This window comes from Gaoshiqia sp. US2, from assembly GCF_059705485.1.
In genome coordinates, this window is record NZ_AP048550.1 from 1,815,941 (window position 1) to 1,836,682 (window position 20,742).

15 protein-coding genes are annotated in these 20,742 nt (G+C 44.8%); 5 read left to right on the forward strand and 10 right to left on the reverse strand.

Annotated features, from left to right (window positions below):
- Window positions 1–10: 10 nt before the first annotated feature.
- Window positions 11–508 carry a DUF6913 domain-containing protein gene (locus AC6H3C_RS07210; protein ID WP_497520045.1) on the reverse strand — a complete coding sequence of 166 codons (498 nt, stop codon included), beginning with the start codon at window positions 506–508 and terminating at the stop codon, window positions 11–13.
- 142 nt (window positions 509–650) lie between these two features.
- Window positions 651–2,657, reverse strand: coding sequence for an NAD-dependent DNA ligase LigA (gene ligA, locus AC6H3C_RS07215; protein ID WP_497520046.1), 2,007 nt, complete (start codon window positions 2,655–2,657; stop codon window positions 651–653).
- Window positions 2,658–2,785: 128 nt separating this feature from the next.
- Between ligA and AC6H3C_RS07220 the strand changes: the two genes are divergently transcribed.
- Window positions 2,786–3,163, forward strand: coding sequence for a RidA family protein (locus AC6H3C_RS07220; protein ID WP_497520047.1), 378 nt, complete (start codon window positions 2,786–2,788; stop codon window positions 3,161–3,163).
- Window positions 3,164–3,279: 116 nt separating this feature from the next.
- Here AC6H3C_RS07220 and AC6H3C_RS07225 read toward each other — a convergent pair whose 3' ends face one another.
- Window positions 3,280–4,236 (reverse strand): sensor histidine kinase, encoded by a 957-nt coding sequence (locus AC6H3C_RS07225; RefSeq protein WP_497520048.1) that lies wholly within the window; start codon window positions 4,234–4,236, stop codon window positions 3,280–3,282.
- A gap of 195 nt (window positions 4,237–4,431) precedes the next feature.
- Here AC6H3C_RS07225 and AC6H3C_RS07230 point away from each other — a divergent pair, with 195 nt between their 5' ends.
- Window positions 4,432–5,262 carry an aminotransferase class IV gene (locus tag AC6H3C_RS07230; RefSeq protein WP_497520049.1) on the forward strand — a complete coding sequence of 277 codons (831 nt, stop codon included), beginning with the start codon at window positions 4,432–4,434 and terminating at the stop codon, window positions 5,260–5,262.
- A gap of 120 nt (window positions 5,263–5,382) precedes the next feature.
- Window positions 5,383–6,987, forward strand: coding sequence for a fumarate hydratase (locus tag AC6H3C_RS07235; RefSeq protein WP_497520050.1), 1,605 nt, complete (start codon window positions 5,383–5,385; stop codon window positions 6,985–6,987).
- Between the two features lie 104 nt (window positions 6,988–7,091).
- Here the strand turns inward: AC6H3C_RS07235 and AC6H3C_RS07240 are convergent, their stop codons facing one another.
- From AC6H3C_RS07240 to dusB, 3 genes are read right to left on the reverse strand one after another with little or no spacing between them, the layout of a single operon-like run.
- Entirely contained in the window at window positions 7,092–7,304 is a 213-nt protein-coding gene (locus AC6H3C_RS07240; RefSeq protein WP_497520051.1) for a hypothetical protein, read from the reverse strand.
- Between the two features lie 59 nt (window positions 7,305–7,363).
- Window positions 7,364–7,750, reverse strand: a complete 387-nt coding sequence (locus tag AC6H3C_RS07245) for a YkvA family protein (RefSeq protein WP_497520052.1) — start codon at window positions 7,748–7,750, stop codon at window positions 7,364–7,366.
- The gene (gene dusB, locus AC6H3C_RS07250) at window positions 7,747–8,760 is read right to left on the reverse strand and encodes a tRNA dihydrouridine synthase DusB (protein WP_497520053.1); all 1,014 of its coding nucleotides are present in this window, start codon (window positions 8,758–8,760) and stop codon (window positions 7,747–7,749) included. The genes AC6H3C_RS07245 and dusB overlap by 4 nt, the downstream gene beginning before the upstream one ends.
- A gap of 174 nt (window positions 8,761–8,934) precedes the next feature.
- Here dusB and AC6H3C_RS07255 point away from each other — a divergent pair, with 174 nt between their 5' ends.
- Window positions 8,935–9,876, forward strand: coding sequence for a CPBP family intramembrane glutamic endopeptidase (locus AC6H3C_RS07255; protein ID WP_497520054.1), 942 nt, complete (start codon window positions 8,935–8,937; stop codon window positions 9,874–9,876).
- A gap of 20 nt (window positions 9,877–9,896) precedes the next feature.
- Here AC6H3C_RS07255 and AC6H3C_RS07260 read toward each other — a convergent pair whose 3' ends face one another.
- From AC6H3C_RS07260 to AC6H3C_RS07275, 4 genes are all read right to left on the reverse strand, one after another.
- The gene (locus tag AC6H3C_RS07260; RefSeq protein WP_497520055.1) at window positions 9,897–10,625 is read right to left on the reverse strand and encodes a hypothetical protein; all 729 of its coding nucleotides are present in this window, start codon (window positions 10,623–10,625) and stop codon (window positions 9,897–9,899) included.
- Window positions 10,626–10,808: 183 nt separating this feature from the next.
- The gene (gene nadA / locus AC6H3C_RS07265; RefSeq protein ID WP_497520056.1) at window positions 10,809–11,801 is read right to left on the reverse strand and encodes a quinolinate synthase NadA; all 993 of its coding nucleotides are present in this window, start codon (window positions 11,799–11,801) and stop codon (window positions 10,809–10,811) included.
- Window positions 11,802–12,033: 232 nt separating this feature from the next.
- Window positions 12,034–15,243: a beta-galactosidase, LacZ type gene (lacZ, locus tag AC6H3C_RS07270; RefSeq protein WP_497520058.1), complete on the reverse strand. Its 3,210-nt coding sequence runs from the start codon at window positions 15,241–15,243 to the stop codon at window positions 12,034–12,036.
- A gap of 491 nt (window positions 15,244–15,734) precedes the next feature.
- Window positions 15,735–17,132, reverse strand: coding sequence for an IS1380 family transposase (locus tag AC6H3C_RS07275; protein WP_497515887.1), 1,398 nt, complete (start codon window positions 17,130–17,132; stop codon window positions 15,735–15,737).
- A gap of 286 nt (window positions 17,133–17,418) precedes the next feature.
- On the opposite strand from AC6H3C_RS07275, the gene AC6H3C_RS07280 reads away from it, so the two are divergent.
- The gene (locus AC6H3C_RS07280) at window positions 17,419–20,721 is read left to right on the forward strand and encodes a TonB-dependent receptor (protein ID WP_497520059.1); all 3,303 of its coding nucleotides are present in this window, start codon (window positions 17,419–17,421) and stop codon (window positions 20,719–20,721) included.
- Window positions 20,722–20,742: the final 21 nt, after the last annotated feature.

Below are 20,742 nucleotides of genomic sequence, written 5' to 3' on the forward strand. Positions count from 1 at the left end.
TGTATTTTCTTTATTGTATTTCGGTTAAATAATGGGTAATCTGATCAACCAGAAAACCGGATTCCCTGCGTTTGCTGACATCAATGCTGAGATCAAAAAAATCGGGCCTGGCATCCGACCAGCCTGTTTTAAATGAAGCCATTGAAAGCGCCCGGATCACCTGTGCTTCCCTTCGGGATGACATACTGATATCGATCAGCAGATCAAAAGGCGAATTCAGGAAGCCGGTTAACTTGTCGCTTTTGGGCATACCCCAGAAACTGAAATCATGTTCGCTGATACAATTGGCCAGGTTATCGGCCGATCCGGCAATGAAACAAAGGTCTGTGCACCGGATTTGTTTTTGCGACAGGGTTCTTTTCAGGCGTTCAACAGCGGCGCGGTCCTCACAATTAAAGATGATACCGGCTGTTTTTGCTGATTCCAGGTTAAAGAACTTTTTTGTTCGCTTTAAGGATTTTATCCTTCGGTTGACCTGCCAATTAACCAATTGATCTTTTATTCCCATAAGTTGGCGCAAAAATAAGAATTTGTTTGTGAATAAACTTCGAACTTTGAAAAAGTAATCTTAAGATTCGTTAATCCGGTTTGATTTGTAATGAAAATGCCTTTAAAAACTGGATTCTGTAAAAATATTGCTCCAAAATCTTTTATTCTATCATTTTTAGAAAATCATCTTCCGAGATGACTGGAATACCTAATTTCTCAACTTTTTCGAGCTTCGACGGGCCAATGTTGCTTCCCCCCAACAGGTAGGAGGTGTTTTTTGAAATTGAGCCGACGTTTTTTCCCCCGTTTTTTTCAATCAGTTCTTTCAGTTCATCGCGCGAATGGTTCTCGAATGTGCCGGAAATAACAATACTCAGTCCTTCCAGTTTATTGCTTCGTTCTGTTACGATCGATTGATCAAGCTCAAACTGCAGGCCTTTTTCCCTTAATCGGTTGATTGTTCTGAGGTTGTTTTCGTCCTGAAAATAGGCCAATACGCTTTCGGCAATTTTACCTCCGATTTCATCAATATTGGTCAGTTCGTCAAGGCCGGCCGATTGGATCTTTTCGATATTGATCAGCTTTTGTGCCAGTTTTTTGGCTACTGTTTCGCCCACGAAGCGAATGCCGAGCGCGAACAAAACCCGTTCAAAAGGCACAGTCTTCGAGTCTTCAAGACTTTTCAGAATTCGTTCGGCCGATTTTTCGCCCATTCGTTCCAGCGGAATGAGCTGATCCGCAGTGAGATCGTACAAATCAGCGCTGTGATGAATTAACCCCTGGTTATAGAGTAATTCGATGGTTTCTTGTCCTAATCCGTCAATATTCATCGCCTTACGGCTGATAAAATGTTCAATTTTGCCTTTGATTTGCGGAGGACAGCCGGTTTCGTTCGGGCAGTAGTGGGCAGCTTCGCCTTCGCGGCGAACCAGGGCGGTACCGCATTCGGGGCAATGCGTGATGAATTCGACTTTTTGCGCCAACGGATGCCGTAGCGAGTCGTTCACATCGACAATTTTGGGAATAATTTCACCTCCTTTTTCTACGAAAACCACATCGTTGAGGTGTAAATCCAGTTTGCCGATGATGTCGGCGTTGTGCAACGAGGCCCGTTTAACAACAGTTCCGGCCAGGAGCACCGGGGTGAGGTTGGCCACCGGAGTTATTGTGCCGGTGCGTCCCACCTGGAAGCTGACCGATTCGAGCGTGGTGCTTACCTGTTCGGCCTTAAATTTATAGGCAATGGCCCAGCGTGGCGATTTGGCCGTGAAGCCCAGGTTATTCTGCAATCGGCGGGAGTTTATTTTGACGACGATACCATCGGTGGCCACAGGCAGTTTAAACCGCTCGGTATCCCAATCGTGGATAAAATTGATCACCTCCCGGATATCGGCGCATTTCCCGGTGTGTTCCGATATTTTGAAGCCCCAGCGCTGCGCATGTCCGAGGTTTTCGAAATGACCGTCGTCGGGGAGGTTTTCACCTAACAGGTAATAAAAATAAGCGTCGAGCCGGCGTTTGGCAACTTCGGCCGAGTTTTGCATTTTCAGTGTTCCCGATGCGGCATTGCGCGGATTGGCAAAAGGCATTTCCCCGTTTTCTTCGCGGGCCTGATTGAGTTCGGTAAATACGGCAAAGGGTAACAACACTTCACCCCTGATTTCAAATTTCTCCGGAAAACCAGTCCCCGTCAACTTAAGCGGAATACTGCGTATGGTTCGGACATTGGCTGTTACATCGTCGCCTTTTTCGCCGTCTCCGCGGGTTACAGCCCGCACCAGTTGCCCGTTCTCGTAGCTCAGGCTTATTGAGGTCCCGTCGAATTTCAGTTCGCAGATAAACTCGTAGGGCTCGTCAATCAGCTTTTTAATCCGTTGGTCAAAATCAACCAGTTCACCCTCAGAATAACTATTTGAAAGAGAGAGCATCGGGTATTGGTGCTTCACCTGCACAAACTCCTGGTTGATATCGCTGCCGATCCGTTGCGAGGGCGAATTGGGATCGAAAAACTCCGGATGTTCCGTTTCCAGCTTTTCCAGTTCTTTCAGCTTCATGTCGAATTCGTAATCGCTGATGGTGGGCTGAGAAAGCACATAATACTGGTAATTAAAAGTTTCCAGCTCTTTTCGGAGTTTATCAATTTGTTGTTTTGCCAATTCCTTGTCCATAGCTTTAAATTTGCACTAAAATACGAAAACAGTTCAGAAAGAAAATTGGTTTATTTGCATAAATATGGACGGAAATGTCCAGGTGAGTATGATCAGTTATCAGAATCGATTGTAAAAACAGACAGAAAATGAAAAAGATTATTTCAACCGAACAGGCCCCGGCGGCCATTGGTCCGTACAGTCAGGCTGTAGAAGTAAACGGGACCTTGTATATTTCAGGTCAGGTGGCTATCGACCCGTCGACCGGTAAGGTGGCGGAAGGCGGAATCACCGGACAAACCACGCAGGTGATGAAAAATATCGGAGCGATCTTACATGCTGCCGGTTATGGTTATAGCGATGTGGTAAAATCGACCTGTTTGCTGAGCGATATGGCCAACTTTAAGGCGATGAATGAAGTATATGGTTCGTATTATCCCGAAAATCCGCCGGCCCGGGCAGCTTTTGCCGTGAAAGAATTGCCACTGGGCGTATTGATCGAAATTGAAACGATTGCTGTAAAATAAGGTATTACTATCGGCTATAAACGGGAGCTTCCTGCAGACATTAGGCTCTGACGGTTGTCGTCGGTCAGAAAAAAAGTTTGAGAGAGGCTTTCGTTCCTGGCATTAGTTGACAACGGTCAGGAGTCGGTTATTTTTTCGCTGCAAGGTAAGACCAGGGTAAACGTACTCCCTTTTCCGACTTCAGATTCCAATTCAATCCGGCCGTTCAATGCTTCGGCCAGCCCTTTGCAGATTGACAGTCCCAGACCAAAACCGTTACGGGTGATGGTCGCATCCAGGCTTTGTTTAAAACGTTCAAATATCAGGGTATGTCTGTCCTTCGGAATTCCCGAACCGGTGTCCTGTACAAAAATGCTTACCTGGTCGGGGGAGGATCGGAAGCCGATGCTAACCGAGCCTTGTTCGGTATATTTGATGGCGTTCTCAATTAAATTAGCCAGAATCTGATTCAGACGATCCGGGTCGGTTTCAATAAAAAAGGGTTTTTGTTCCGTTTCGTTCAGAAACCTGAATTCGAGGTTTTTTTCCTGTAAAACAGAACCGGACGTCAGGTACGACCGGTACAAATTATCGATCAATTCATACAGATTGGTCTGTTTTATATTGACGGAAATCATGTTCTCCTGTATTTTGGAAATCTCTATGATGTCATTGATAATTTTTAAAAGCATCTGGTTGTTCCGGTTAATCAGTGCAATGTACTGTTGTTTTGTTTCGGGTGGTAATTCCTCCTCGCACAACAGGTTGCTGAATCCGAGGATTCCGTTTAAGGGTGTCCGTATTTCGTGAGACATGTTCGACAGGAAAGCCGTTTTCAACCGGTCCGATTCTTCCGCTTTGATTTTTGCTTTCCGGAGCTCGTCCTGAACTCTATTCTTTCGTCGGAGCTCGTTATCGATCAGTAAAAACAAAAAAACAGAGGTGATGAAAATAAAAAACCATCCTTTGTAAGTTTGCAGTTTTGACAGGTAAATGATGTCGGAGGTGAAGGTTTGTACAAATCTGTCGGAAAACAAAATCCATAGAAAGCTAACAGATAGATAGATGAGGGTGATTTTTAAGGAACTCTTCATTTGGATTGGCATAATATGATTAATTGTATGACTACCTGCAAACAAATTTTCATAACCCACTGCTAAAATCAGACAAAACAGAACTTCGTTCGTATAAATACTTCGGCGTAAATCGTTAATTTCGGTTTCGGGAACAAAATTCAGATCAAGCCATATTTGGTTTATCCGAAGATTTTGTTTGTTAACATGTTACGAATGAGTAACGCAAAAGTTATGGAAATGTTTTACCTCGAGAACGATAGCTTGACACCTGTTGAAAAAATGAAACCACCCGAAGGGGTGAAAAAACAGGTCTACGAAGTTTTACGCGTGATCGGCGGAAAACCCCTGTTTTGGGAAGACCATTTTGCCCGGTTTATAACGTCCTGCAAGCTTTCGGGGATCGAAACCCTTGAAACGAAAAATCTGTTTTATAACCGGCTGGTTCGGTTGATCAAAGAAAATAAGTTGAACGAAGGGAATATCCGGCTCGACTTGTTTCAGCAGGATACGCGAAACACGATCCGTTACGCGTTTATTCCTCATCAATACCCGTCGGGCCTTGATTATCAGCAAGGCGTACCGGTCGGATTGTTTCATGCCGTGCGCGTGAATCCGCAGGCCAAAGTGGTTTTGCCCCCGGTACGGGAACGCGCCAATCAACTCATTGCCGAAAGGCAACTCTACGAGGTGCTGTTGGTTGATCAGCGTGGTTTGGTCACCGAAGGGAGCCGTTCGAATGTGTTTTTCATTAAAGAAGGAAGGTTTTATACGCCGCCGGCATCGCAGGTATTACTGGGAATCACCCGGATGAAAGTGATCGACTGTATCGGGCGGATGCATGCTGAATTGGTGGAAACGGTTATTCAGGTCGATGAATTAAACCGGTACGAAGCCGTTTTTCTGACCGGAACTTCAATTGGTGTGTTGCCTGTTTTTGCTGTTGAAGGGAACCGGTTTAGCATTGAAAACGAACTTTTGTGCCAGCTAATGGTCGCCTATAAGGGGTATGTTGATGATTACCTGTTCTGTTCTCCGGCGGTGTAAATCCTTTGTGAAGAATTCAGTTTGCCGGGCAAAATTCCGCTTAGCAAAAAGGTCATTTAGCCGTTTATGCCTATCTTTGTTTTCGTTGAAACCCGAAACTCAAAAACTAATAATGATAATATGTCTGAATTTTTCTATCAAAAGCCATTTCCCATTAAAAAAGATACAACCGAATACCGGTTGCTGACTAAAGATTATGTTTCGACCATAGAGGTTGATGGACGCAAAGTCCTGAAGATTGACCCGGAGGGGTTGGAATTGCTGGCCCGGGAAGCCATTGCCGATGTCTCTTTCTACCTCCGTTCTTCCCATCTGGAAAAAGTGAGGAGTATTCTGGATGATCCGGAAGCAACGGATAACGACCGCTTTGTGGCGCACACCATGCTGATTAACCAGGTAGTTGCGGCCGAAGGCGAGTTGCCAACCTGCCAGGATACCGGAACAGCCATTGTTATTGGTAAAAAAGGAGAGAATGTGTGGACAGGCAGCAACGATGCCCTGCACTTATCGAAGGGCGTTTACGATATCTACAAGGAACGTAACCTGCGTTATTCACAGGTCGTTCCGCTCACGATGCTGGATGAGAAAAATACCGGATCGAACCTGCCTGCGCAGATTGATATTTATGCAGAAGAAGGAAATCAATACGAGTTTCTTTTTATTACAAAAGGAGGCGGTTCAGCAAACAAAACGTTCCTTTACCAGCAAACGAAAGCCTTGTTGACCGAAGAAAACCTGACCAAATTTGTAAAGGAAAAAATTAAAGATATCGGTACGTCCGCTTGTCCTCCGTATCACCTGGCCCTGGTAATTGGCGGAACATCGGCCGAATCGACCCTGGCCGTCGTTAAAAAAGCGTCTGCCGGTTATTTCGATCATTTACCCACCGAAGGGAACGATGGCGGACAAGCATTCCGTGATTTGGAATGGGAAGAAAAAGTGTTGAAAATCTGTCAGGAAAGTGGTGTTGGCGCCCAGTTTGGAGGAAAATATTTCGTGCACGATGTCCGTGTCATTCGCTTACCGCGGCATGCTGCTTCCTGTCCGGTTGGTTTGGGAGTTAGTTGCAGCGCCGACCGGAATATTAAAGCAAAGATTACTGAAGAAGGTATTTTTGTTGAACAGTTAGAGAAGAATCCGCGTAAGTTCATGCCCGAACGGGCGCCCGAACTGGCAGCGCCGGTTGATATCGACCTGGATCGTCCGATGGATGAAGTTTTAGCAGAATTGTCGAAATACCCGGTTAAAACCCGGTTAAACCTGCGCGGAACCCTGATTGTAGCACGCGATATTGCCCACGCGCAAATCAAAGAAATGATTGACCAAGGCAAGCCGATGCCCGAATACTTTAAAAATCACCCGGTATATTATGCCGGCCCGGCAAAAACACCGAAAGGGATGGCATCGGGAAGCTTTGGCCCAACGACTGCCGGACGTATGGATTCGTACGTCGACCTGTTTCAGAGCCTGGGCGGATCGATGGTGATGGTGGCTAAAGGCAACCGGTCAAAACAAGTCACCGAAGCCTGTAAAAAACATGGTGGTTTCTACCTGGGTTCAATCGGTGGACCAGCAGCTATTTTGGCCAAAGAAAGCATTAAGTCGGTTGAAGTAGTCGACTTTCAAGAGCTGGGAATGGAAGCTGTTCGCAAAATACAGGTAGAAAACTTCCCGGCCTTCATTATTGTTGATGATAAAGGGAACGACTTCTTTGAACAACTATAAAAGTAAGAGAGCTTGTATCAGAACACAGTGGCAGGGTTATCCCGAAATAAGTTCGGGATAACCCTGCCCTGATAAGCAGATTCAGAAATAAATTCGGGATGACTTTAACTGATTTGGCGTTTTGATAGAAGCTCGATAAACGCCCTTATTATTTGAACAGGAACCAACACATAATTGTGACCTGGTTTGGGTGGAGTATCCATAAAATTGGCTGGCGGAACGGGCTTTTCGGGCACAACAATCTGCGCTGATGTTTCGGTTTCGCAGAACAGCAGCGCCGTGATCCCGATTGCTACGATGTATATGAATTGTTTCATGGTGGTATCATTTCTGTTTATTGTTTGCCAATAACAATGCCAACTGTTCATGCCGGTCATCATTGAAAGATTTTATGATCCAGTTTTTCAATCTCCGTTTCATTGATTTGGTTAAACCAGCTTAAAAGTTGCGTGCGGGCTCTCTCCCTGATCTCCGGTGTTATGTTTCCTCTGATTTGTGTCAGAACGAAAATCAGCACGCCCAAGTCATCGCTGAATCCAAGCAGGGGAGTGATGTCGGGAATGGCATCCGCCGGCAGAATAAAGTAACCCAGCGCACCGGCAATCATCAATTTTATTTTTAGTGGAGTTTGCCCGTCTTTCATCAAAAAATACAGGAGCAGGGCAGCATACACAACCTGGGTGCCGGCTGATTTTGCATACTTTTTCAGTTTTTCACTGAATGATCGTTCCGAATAATATTTTTTGTATTCGCTTTGATTCATTTTAAACTCATATCGGTATAATCAACCCGTATGTTACCATAGTGTTCAATTATTTCGGCCATAATTTGCTCTACTTCTTCCATTTCAGTAGCCTGTAACAGTTTAATCCGGTGGTTTCTGAAGTTGGGTAAACCCGGAAAATATTTGGCGAAATGCCGGCGCATCATTAAAATACCCGACCTGACATTGTCTTTCCATTCAATGGACATGTGCAGTTGGTCGAGCACATTTTGAACGATCTCGCCAACAGCAGGAGCGGGAAGCATCTCCCCGGTTTTCAGGTAATGTTTTATTTCTCTGAATATCCAGGGCCGGCCGATGGCTCCGCGCCCGATCATGAGGGCATCCACGCCGCTTTGTTCCAGAAAAGCGGCAGCTTTTAGCGGCCCGTTTATGTCGCCGTTACCAATAATGGGAATGGTCATGCGCGGATTATTTTTCACGGCTGCAATCAGGCTCCAGTCGGCTTCGCCGGTATACAATTGTTTCCGGGTTCGCCCGTGAATGGCCAGGGCCGCCACTCCGGCATCCTGCAAGCGTTCAGCGGCTTCGACCACCACTTTTGAATTCTCGTCCCAGCCAAGCCGGGTTTTGGCTGTTACCGGAACCGAAACGGCTTTTACAATTTCGGCGGTCATCCGTTGCATTTTGTCCAGGTCCTGCAACATGCCCGCCCCCGCGCCTTTGGCGATAATCTTTTTCATCGGGCAGCCGTAGTTGATGTCGATAAAATCGGGTTGGGCTTCTTCGGTCACTTGGGCTGCATGGACCATCGACTGAATGTCGTGCCCGTAAATTTGGATTGCTACCGGTCGGTCGAAATCAAACAGGTGCATTTTTTGCTTCGTTTTTTTTACATCACGAATCAATGCCTCCGACGAAACAAACTCCGTGTACATCACATCGGCTCCATATTTTTTGCACATGTAGCGAAATGATTTGTAGGTGACATCTTCCATCGGCGCCAGAAAAAGCGGCATCTTTCCCAGTTCTATCGTTCCAATTTTCACGGTTATTCAGTATTTTACTGCACAAAGATAACAGTTTGCCTGGTTTCGGGAATTCCAATTTTTGGTTTGAACGGATGCTTTCTGAAAAGTTAAGGTACTTTCGGCACTTGATTGGATATTTGTTTCGCGAACGCGCAGAAAGGCTTATATTTGAGTTTTCAAAATTGAAATAACATGGCATTTACCGCTTTTCGGGGGATGAAACCCTGGCCTCAGTTTGTTCTGACTGCTTTTGTCGTTGTGATTTGTTTTCTGATTTTGTTTGTGATTTCCCTTCTGATCGCCGTTCCTGTTTTTGGTTTGAATGAGATGCTTGCTTCCCTTACCGGCGGTAATCTGGATGATCCGCAGACGATTGTCATTCTGAAGTATTTTCAGGTAACGCAATCGCTCGGGCTTTTTGTTATTCCGCCGCTTGTCATCGCCTGGTTGCTGGAGGGGAACATGGCTGCTTATTTGCATCTGGATCGGCCGGTTTTGTGGAAACCTGCCCTCCATGCGGTCTGGATTTTGCTGGTATTTGGCCCTTTTGTGAGTTACATGGGGCAGTTAAACAGCGAGATGTCTTTCCCGGCTTTTCTTTCAGATCTTGAAAAATGGATGCGTGGCATGGAAGATCAGGCCGAGAGTTTGATTGACCGTTTTATCCGGGTGGAAACAACAGGCGGTTTGCTGTTCAATTTGGTGATGATTGCTGTTATTCCGGCGGTGGGTGAGGAATTCTTGTTCAGGGGTGTAATCCAGAAAATTTTTACCAACATGACCCGTAATTATCATTGGGGGATCTGGATTTCCGCGATCCTGTTCAGCAGTCTGCACATGCAGTTTTACGGCTTTATTCCGCGCATGTTGTTAGGCGCTTTGTTTGGCTATATTTTGGTTTACAGCCGATCGCTATGGTTACCGGTACTTTGCCATTTTGTGAATAATGCGCTGGGTGTTTTGGCTCTATATGCCGGAACAAAGGGACAGGAAGACGTGGAGAAAATTGCCAATTATGAATTTGGCGCCTCCGCACCAACCATGTGGCTGATTGCCCTGATCAGTTTGCTGTTTACGATTGTATTGCTCGTTTGGATGAAAACTTTGAATATGGCCCCAAACCGCTCAGCATAAAATCAATCTTTCAGCCCAATTTAAAAGAGGTTTATCTGATATTTTTCCGCCTGCATTTTTTTCAGTTCAGATGGGCGATATATGTAGATTACCCCGTAGTCTGTGCATTTTTCCCGTTTTAGGTCATCGGGTAACGCGCTGAACTTTTCCTCTACCTCATTCCATACATGCTGAATCAAGGCGTCGGCATCATCGCGTAAAGTCGTCATTTGACTGGAAGCCCGATTGGTAATATTTTGGAGCATTTTCTGGTGGCGATAGGCATCGATGAATGATTCGTAATGGACTTTTACCAGGGCGATAGACGGGCTGTAAATCGGGCTGCCGCCATTCATGCACCTTTGTTGTTCTCCTTTGATGATTTTTTCGCCCCATTCGATGACATCTTTTTCCAGATTCAGAACAGGTATTTTTTGAGAGTCTGCATCCAGGTCATAAAATTTACGTACCTCCGGTTTTATTTCTTCCCGGATGATTGCAAAGGTTAAGACCTGTACAAAATGGGATAGGTAGAGTTTTGCTCTCCTGAAAATATCGCTGTATTCTTTTGATTTATCGAACTGATTTTGTTTTGCTGCATTCAGATTGCGAATGGCTGCTGAAAACCGGGGATAAAAAAACTGTAGTTTCTCCAGGCTTTGCTGACTGAAAGCCAATTCGCTCAGCGCTTTCCGCTTCCCTTTTTCCAGAGCGGTCTCAATCGCCCGCATCCTGGCCTGATCTGTGTTTGGCAACCTTCTGTACGGCATGAGAACTTGTTTTTAGGATTATTACGAAGTTAAGAAATCGAAAGCTCGCTTTGGATGCCTTGCTCAAAAACTAATTAACAAATAATTGTTTATAAACACGGGTTTCCCGGGACTGGCCGCTTTATGCTTTCGGCCAGTTTAATTCGTTCACACATAGAAACTTATTGCCGTTTAAAGAACAGTTTACTTCGAAATTTCCATCATACGAAGGATTGGCTTCTTCGCCAGGTCAATCACCTCTGCCGGCAACTGAATTTCAGGCAGTTCGTATTTCATGCAGATGTACAGCTTTTGCAGGCTGTTTAATTTCATGTACGAACAGTCGTTGCATGCACAGGTGGAATCATTGGATGGGGCGGGTATGAAAACTTTATCAGGACAGACTTTTTTCATTTGGTGCAGGATACCGCTTTCAGTGGCTACAATAAATTTTTGGGCGGCGCTTTGCTGCACGTAATTCAACAGCGATGAGGTTGAGCCAATGTGTTTGGCTAATAGAAGTACCGGACCTTCGCACTCGGGGTGTGCAATAAATTCGGCATCCGGGTATTCGTCCATCAGGTTGATGATTTTTTCGACCGAATATTGTTCGTGTACCATACAGGCTCCATCCCATAATACCATATTGCGGCCAGTCAGGCTGTTGAGGTAGTTTCCCAGGTTTTTATCCGGTGCAAAAATCAATTTTTCATCCGCAGGAAAGCTTTCAATAATCTTCGCTGCATTCGACGATGTGCATACCACATCTGTTTCCGTTTTCAGGTCGGCCGTGCAGTTAATGTACGAAATAACCTTATGATCGGGATACTTCGCCTTAAATTCGCGGAATTTTTCAATCGGAGCAGATTCGGCCAGGGAACAACCGGCTTTCAGGTCGGGCAAAATTACTTTTTTCGAGGGATTGATGATTTTGGCGGTTTCGGCCATAAAGTGAACGCCCACAAAAACAATCAGATCGGCTTCGGTGCTGGCCGCTGCCTGGGCAAGCTGCAGGCTGTCGCCAACAAAATCGGCTATATCCTGCAATTCCGCATCAACGTAATAATGACTCAGGATGACAGCATTCTTTTCTTTCCTCAAGCGGTTTATTTCGTCTTTCAGCTTAACTGTCGGGTCAACCTGCTCAACAAGGTACCCGTTTTCTTCCAACATAACCTGAACCTGTTCTCTTTCCATCTGCATTCTGTTTATTCCTGAAAAAGCTGACCGCAAAATTATAAATTCCTTTTAAGAAAAACACATGTTTGTCTGAATTGTTTTCTCCGGCAGACTCTTGGATAAATTCGAAACTCAAAGCATTGTATTCTGTTAACGAGGTTGTTGGAGGAAAACAAAGGTCGTTTTTGTTTGGGATTTACGTGGCAGAAAAATCCCCGGCAAATTGCTCTGCCGGGGATTCGGGAGTGAGTTAGTATGAATAAAGTAGTTGTTTTGCCAGTTGTGCCGGTTTATCGTTTCCGCTGATTGCTTTCATGCGGAACGAATAACTGTATTGTTTGTCGGTCAGCCGGTACTGATCGTGTGTCCAGGCGCCCCAGCTGTTGTCGCCGCCAACGCCCATTTGTTTGTAATTGATGTTGACCGAAGTCAGGTCGCGCGGTTTTACATCGGTGGTGTGACGCTGAACCGGTCTGATGCCGTCTTCATGGCGGCCGTCGGTCCGCTCAGGCGATTCAAAATCTTCCATGATGTTGTGGTGAGCGCTTACTTCCAGAAGTGGTTCCCCGACAAACAGGAGCCCGGTCCCGTTGTCATCGGTTATCGTCATCCAGCGGACATCGGTTTTATTTCCGTTTTCCTGAGGACGCAGGTAGGCCCAGTACTGGTCGGCTACTGTTCCGGAATAAAGTCCGACGAAGGCGCTGGTTTTTCGGTCCTGGTACGATTCGTGCGGGCCGCGGCCCAGCCAGCTCATTTGGCCGAACCGGCGGGGCATCACCAGGTTCATGCCGAACAGCGGGATTTCGGGCAGCTCGGTTTTGGCCATGTTAAATTTATTGGCAACCTGAATGTCTCCGTTTCCAAAAACAGTATAAATTGAGCGGTAATCGGCTATTTTCTCTCCCTGCTCGTCAAACAGGTCGAACGTGAAGCTGATGGTTGCTTTGTTGGATGCCATCAGGTTCAGGACGGCGTTGGTCACTTTACGCTGTTCGCCGGCTTTTCTCCAAACCCGGCTGCGTTTATGTAAGTTATTGCCGTAATCATTATCAATCGGGGCGCGCCAGAAGTTTGGCACAGGGCCCGAAATTAACAATTCTGTGTCGCCTGATTTGAAGCTTTTCAGTACGCCCGCGGTTTTATCAAAAACCAGTTGAAATCCTTCGCCCGAAATGCTGATTTCGCTGTCGGTTTCCGAAGTTTTTAGTTCGGGGAACGATTGGACATTGGTTTTTACGATGGGCGTATACACCGGGAGCTTCATTTGTTCAGCAGCCAACTCTGTGCCGGCAGCGATCAGGCCTTCCTGTTTTTTTGTTTTTGCCGAGAAGTTGAGGAAATATTCAACGCCCGGTTCGGCAGTAAGTGCGATGTCGGCTTGCACCTGGCGGCTTTCGCCCGGCGCAAGTTCAAATCCTTCCAGTTTACCTTCTTTTAAAATCGTGCCTTCGGCGGTAATGGTCCAGCTGATGTCGTAATTCGAAAGGTTGGTGAATCCGTGTTTATTTTTTATTTCAACCTGGCCTTTTTTCAGGTCGATGGCGACGAATCCAATGTTCTGATAAACTTTTTTCACTTCCAGCAGATGGGGTTTAACTCCCCGGTCGGGGTCAACCAGGCCGTTCAGGCAGAAGTTCCCGTCGGATGGAACGGTGTCGGGCCCGAAATCTCCTCCATAAGCCCAGAACGCTTCACCATCTTCATTGGTAGTTAGCAGGCCCTGGTCAACCCAGTCCCAGATACATCCGCCCTGCAGAATATCGTAACGTTCAATTAAATCCCAGTAATCCTGAAGATTGCCCACGCTGTTGCCCATCGCATGGGCATATTCGCACTGAATGAGCGGTTTCTCCGGATTGCTTTTGGCATAGCGTTCCATGTGTTCGATGGTGGCATACATGGGGCAATTGATGTCGGTGTTTGCTCCGCCGTGTGCCTGTTCGTACTGAACCGGGCGTGTGCCGTCAATATCTTTCAGGTATTGGTAGGTTGCTTCGAAGTTAATTCCGTTGCCGGCTTCGTTGCCCAGCGACCAGATGATAACAGAAGGCTGGTTTTTGTCGCGTTGGTACATATTTTCGGTGCGGTACAGGTGGGCATCTTTCCATAGCGGATCTTTTGCCAGCGATTCGGGTCCGTATCCCATGCCGTGCGATTCGACGTTTGCTTCGTTAATCACATACAAACCGTAAATATTGCATAGTTTGTACCATAACTCCGGCTGGGGATAGTGTGAGGTACGCACGGTGTTAATATTATGCGATTTCATAGTCAGGATATCCTTCAGCATGGTTTCCTGATCGACAACGTGGCCTTTCACGTCGTGGTGTTCATGCAGGTTTACCCCTTTTACACTAATGGGTCTGCCGTTTACCATCAGTTGTTTGTCTTTGATTTCAACTACGCGGAAACCAACATCCTGGCGAATCACTTCGATGATTTCGCCACTTGCATTTTTTAGCGTGATAAGTAATTGATACAGATTGGGAGTTTCTGCCGTCCAGTGTTTGATATCCGGAATCATGTCGTAGAGGGTGATGTTCGCTTTTTCCAGCAGGTCAACTTCCTGGCTGAATTTCTTCATGCTTTTATCTTCGTCAAATAACTCTGCATCAATCGTTACCATTGTTTGCGTGTCGAAGTTCACCAGTTCAACATCCAGCGCAAATGTGCCGTTGGTATAGGCTTCATCCAATCCGGCAACCAGTTTGAAATCGCGGATATTTTGTTTTTCGCGGGCCATCAGGTAGCTGTCGCGTGTAATGCCGCTCAGTCTCCAGAAATCCTGATCTTCCAGGTAACTGGCGTCGCTCCACCGGTGGATTTCGACTGCCAGGGTGTTTTTTCCTTTTTTCAGGTATTTAGTGACATTAAATTCGGCGGGTGTTTTGCTGTCTTCGCTGTACCCGACGTATTGCTCATTGACCCAAATATTTAAGCAAGAGCTGGCAGCTCCGAAATGCAGGAAAATCTCCTTGTCCGACCAGGTTGGGGGGACCGTAAATGTCCGTTTATAAGAACCTACCGGGTTATAATGCTCCTGGATGAGGGGCGGAGTTTTGGCGTGCGGATATTTTACATTGGTATAAATGGGGTAGTCGAAACCCGATGTTTCCCAGTTTGAAGGAACTTCGATGTCAGACCAGTCCCTGATGTCATAATCATCCTTGAAAAACCAGTAAGGGCGTTCGCCCGGGTTTTGTGCCAGATGGAATTTCCAGGTTCCGTTTAAGGACTGGATAAATGATGACGACCAGATCTCATCAGTCAGCGCCTGTTCGGTGGTCGCACAGGGCACAAAAGTGGCTCTTGGCGCTTCTCTGTTAATCTGGTAAATGGTGGGGTCTTCCCAGGGTTTGGGATCCATTTCTTCGAACGGAACATTTGCGTACTTGCTGGTGCAGGCCGCAAAGGCGGTAATTAGCAATGTAAGGAATAAATACCAATTGTTTTTCATGATGTGATTAGTTTAGATTTACTGCCTAACTGGTTGGTACTGGTAGGTGTGCAAAAATCAAAAAAATAATCATGATTTCCAAACCTGTTTGTACGTTTTAGTAAAAACAGGACGAAATTGGTTGACAGGGATACAGCTATTCGGCTAAGAGAAATGGTGTATTGAAAGGTGTGAATAGATTGTGGACAACTTCTTTGAAAATAAATGGATTTAATAAAATAAGAGTTGTAAATTATTATTCTTTTAACCTGAATAATTCATAAACTTTAAAAAGGTGAATATTTGATTTTTTCAGCCGTGGGATTTAATAACCCATATGCTGAAAAGAAAATTTGTTGTCTGCGATTGTTTTCGATTGGTCATTTTAGAGGTTGGCCTGTTTAGTTTTAGACCAAAAATTGTGTGTATTTTCTTCACAGAACATAGGTATTTTATCTTGTGCTTTGCAAGTGCCTGATTAATATGTATTTTTGAATATAGTTGGGTTGTTGCTAACGGCGCAACTGTCCGATTTCGAGGAAGTAATTCTCAAGCAGTTTGGCTTGCGGGCATGAAGCTGGAAATTCCACTTTTATTTTTGTCTTCATTTGTCTAACCTGGGCAGCAATTTTAATGAACCTTTCACGTAATGTCTTCATCGTAACAGCTGCCAACCCCTTTGTTTTTAGCATGTTCTCCTGCAACGAGTGCATCAGCACATAAGCGGCTGAATGCAAGAATAACCTGAACTGATTGGCATAAAAGCTATTGCACGACATCCGGCCTGATTGCAGGTAGTTTTTGTGGTCTTTGATATTGAGTTCCATCCTGCCCCGTCCGCAGTACCCTTGTTCGTAAAGTGCCTTTGTCCGGTATTCCCAAAGGTCGGTTACAATAAAACGAATATTGGATCCTTTGCTTGTCACTTCGATTTTAACAATCACGCGTTGCTGGTTTTCCCAACTACCCGCTTTGTAGCCAAATGAGTGATAACGCTTTATGGGTTTGGCATATCTGGCAAATTCATTTTCGCAACTCTTTACAAGAGTTTCAACACTCGAATTCAATACGCTGTTTCCGGTCAAGCCAGTTATAAAATGGATATTGGGTTGTCCAACGCACCAGTCCATCAACTCTTTGCTGCAAAAGTGGCTGTCGCCCCGAACAATGATCACCGTATTTTTCCACGATTTGCGCAAATGGGCAACAAGCCTTTTGAGTATCCCAAAAACATTGGCACTTTTGCTGCGCCTGCCTGGTTTGAGTATGGTGGTAATCAGTTTTCCCGACAAGCCTTCATAAATGTGAAGGGGCATGTAGCAATACTCTCCGTAATAGTTATTGAACAGGGTTAACTGCTGCCCCCCGTGGGTATCAATGTTGGTGTCATCGCAATCGATAATAATCACAGGAGGTTCCGAAGGGTAGGATTCAATAAACTTATTGGCAAAGGCATACGCGATGTTGTACAGTTCACTGGCTCTTGGGGTGTTCTCAAAACGGGTCATAGTTGATTGAGATGCCAAGGCATTCCCTGTCATGGGCAAACGTCCAACACTCATTTTCAGGATCGTGTCATCGCGCAAGGTATTGCAATCATTGGCATCTTCATATCCAGCAACAATCTGATATACCCGCTGTGCAGCAATCTCTTCCAAAGAGTGGTCAACATAGCTTTGATGCCGGGTGTCCTCAATACAAGTAACCAGCGACTTGATGATGCCAATCCGGCTCTCGATATCTTTGACCAACAGCAAACCACCATCTGAAGAAATCTCAGATGCAGTAAAACTTACCTCAATACGCTTATTGTCAATTGGTTGTAAATCGAAGAGTTTTCCCTGGCAAATTGCAACGTCTGTTTGCTTGTCCAGAGTTTTTTCGGTAATTTTATTTTCTGAAGAGCTCATGGAAATACGGTTGTAAGACGCTGTAAGATAGTAATTTATCTTTAATTTTCGTGAGCTTTTCTTCGTTTTTGTGAATTATTCAGGTTAAAATAACCGGATAAAACAATTGACCTGTTGTTTTATGACAGAAATATTTTAGCATTAAATTCTTTCTAAAATCTGAAACAATGGAATACAGGGATATTTCAGCGGATCTGCCTGTTCCTTAACGTAAAGGTTAAAAAAGATTAATTTTTGCAAAATATAAGATGATGTTATTTGTTGAAAATTTAAATCAATCTGTTTTATGAAAACAAAACTGAAAAATTACGCTTTACTGGTTTTTCTGCTTATTTCATTTATGCCTGTTTTTTCGCAGGTGACCACTTCAAGTATTAGTGGAATCGTCACTGAAACAAGCGGAGGAAAACTTCCGGGAGCTACCGTTGTTGCGGTACACCAGCCTTCGGGCACACAGTATGGTACGATTACTAATAGTGAGGGACGGTATATCATCCAGGGTATGCGCCCCGGAGGACCTTATACGGTAAATATATCCTTTATTGGTTATTTAACGGCTACTTATACCGGGGTCAACTTAAGTTTGGGTGACAATTATTCCTTAAATTCAGGACTTACAGAATCGAGTATCGACTTGGAAGATGTTGTTGTTACAGCAGCCAGGGCGGTTGAAAAAACGGGAACCAGTACAAATATTTCTTCCCGGCAGATTCAAACGATGCCAACGATTTCGCGAAGTATCAATGACTTTACCCGGGTTTCGCCTTATGCAGGAAGCGGGAATAGTTTTGCCGGTCGCGACGGACGATATAATAATATTACGATAGATGGCGCTGCATTTAATAACAATTTTGGTCTTAGCTCAAAGAATCTCCCGGGAGGAGACGCCCAGCCAATTTCGTTGGACGCCATTGACGAAATTTCGGTAAATGTTTCTCCTTTTGATATCCGGCAATCGAACTTTACAGGAGCCAGTATCAACGCAATCACCAAAAGCGGGGATAATCAGCTGAAAGTATCGGCATATACCTATCTGCGTCCGGAGTCATTTACCGGAGAGAAGGTGGGTAAATACATCGTGCCCAACGCACGGGAAAGATCTCAGAATACTTACGGATTGAGTATTGGCGCTCCGATCATTAAAAATAAGTTGTTCTTCTTTGTGAACGGAGAACTGGAAAAAGAAGAGTTTCCCGGAATTGAATGGCGTGCCAGTAAAACTGATGGATCGGATGCCAGTTCGGAATTGAAAATATCCCGGACAACAACCAGCGATTTGCAAACTGTTAAAAACCATTTGCTGAATGAATACGAATATGATGCCGGTGCCTATGAAAATTTTGGAAAATTTGAGAGCAAAAACCATAAGCTGATGGCTCGTGTCGACTGGAACATTAACCGGGATCATAAATTTACGGTACGTTACAACGATGTAAAGTCTACCAATGATCAACCCGTAAACACAAATAGTGCGCCTAATCCAAGAGGCGCTGCCCGGATTGGTTTAACCTCGATGGCTTTTTCAAACTCAAACTATAATTTTACCAATATTGTTCGCTCAATTACAGGAGAACTCAACAGCAAGTTCAGTCCGGCTATCTCCAATAAATTACTTCTGAGCTACACGCATATTCAGGATACACGTGGAAGTAACAGCAGTTTGTTTCCATTTGTTGATATTTATAAAGACGGCAATCAGTATATGAGTTTTGGGTATGAGTTGTTTACCTATAATAATGATGTGGTAAACAATACATTCAATGCCACCAATAATATAACGTTCAATTTGGGCAAGCATGTTGTCACCGGTGGTATTTCATTTGATCGTCTTTATTTTAAAAACTCTTATTTACGTTATGCCCTGAGTTATTATCGTTACGCATCTATGGATGCTTTCCTGAATGACGATGCTCCGGCAGCATTTGGTTTAACCTATGGCTATCACGGAAACGATGCTCCTGGCGCCGAACTCAAATTTGGTTTGGGAGCTGTTTATGTCCAGGATGAGTTTATGGTGAATGAAAATCTCAGATTAACCGGAGGTATCCGTTTTGAGCGTCCGTTTTATTTTGATGATCTGGAAGGGAATGACGGTATCAGCGCCCTTACATTTGCCAATGATCAGAAGATTGATGTTTCCGAGTGGCCTTCACCCAAAGTGGTTGTTTTGCCACGTGCCGGATTTAACTGGGATATAAAAGGCGATCATTCCATGATTTTGCGTGGGGGTACCGGTATCTTTTCCGGCTTGTTGCCATTTGTCTGGTACACCAATCAGCCAACCAACTCAGGTGTAATTCAGAATACTGTTGAAATTACCAATGCCGCAACATTGGCTAATTTTTCGTTTGAAAAAGATTGGAGAGCGCAGGTGGAGGCACATCCGAATTTGTTCCCCAACACACCGCAAGATAATGCTCCCGGAACGATCAATGTCGTTTCTCCCGATTTTAAGCTGCCGAAAGTATGGCGGTCAACAATTGGGTTTGATTACCAGTTACCCTGGAATATGACTTTTACGGGAGAAGTCATGTACTCGAAAGATATTCAGGCCATTGTGCAGAAAAACATTAATGAAAAAGAAAAAGAGCATTCCGGGAATTTCTCAGGCAGTGATAACCGGGATAGCTGGCGCACGCTTCCGACAGATGGTTCTTATCTGGCGTTTGCCAATAATTTAAGTTCTGATTACCGGATTAACAGTGGTGTTTCAAATGCGATGGTACTTGATAATGCCGACGAGGGATATCAATATTCAATTATGACACAATTGACCAAGAAATTCGAAAACGGACTTTCAGGCATGCTTGCATATACTTATAGCGGAGCAAAAGACCTGACAACAAATCCGGGATCTTCGGCAAACTCTGCATGGTCGAGTAATACGGCTGTAAACAGCCTGAATGATCCGGGACTCAGTTATTCCGGATTCAACCTGCCTCACCGGGTAGTTGGTTCGGTATCTTATCGTGTTGAATACATTAACCATCTGGCATCTACGTTTACTTTATTTTATTCCGGAAGCAATCAGGGACGCATGTCATTCACTTATTCAAATGATTTGAACGGCGATGGCAATACGTCTGATTTAATCTATATTCCGAAAGATAAAAATGATATTCAGTTTGCAGATCTCGGTAGTGGAGAGAGCTTGGTAACGGCAACTATCCAACGTGAGGCGTTCTGGAATTTTGTAGAGAATGATGACTACCTGAGTGGACGAAAAGGCAGATATGCAGAACGTTTCGGGAAAGTTGAGCCGTGGTTGAACCGTTTCGATTTCAAATTTGCACAGGAAATTTTTAATGATTTTGGAAGTTCCCGAAGAGGAACCTTACAAATCACGCTGGATATTCTGAATGTGGGTAACTTGATTAATAAAGATTGGGGCGCTTATAAAAACTTTGGGATTACCAATGGCTATGATAACATTCAGTTGTTGAAAGTTGCCGGCTTTCAGAACGGTCAGCCCGTTTACCAGTTGAATGCTGCAAGCATTGAAGCTTTCGAAGAAAATGCACGATTTGTCGATGATGTTAGTACTTCGTCAACTTGGGGAATGTTGCTTGGAATTAAGCTGACATTCTGATACGATTGCCTATAACCTGTT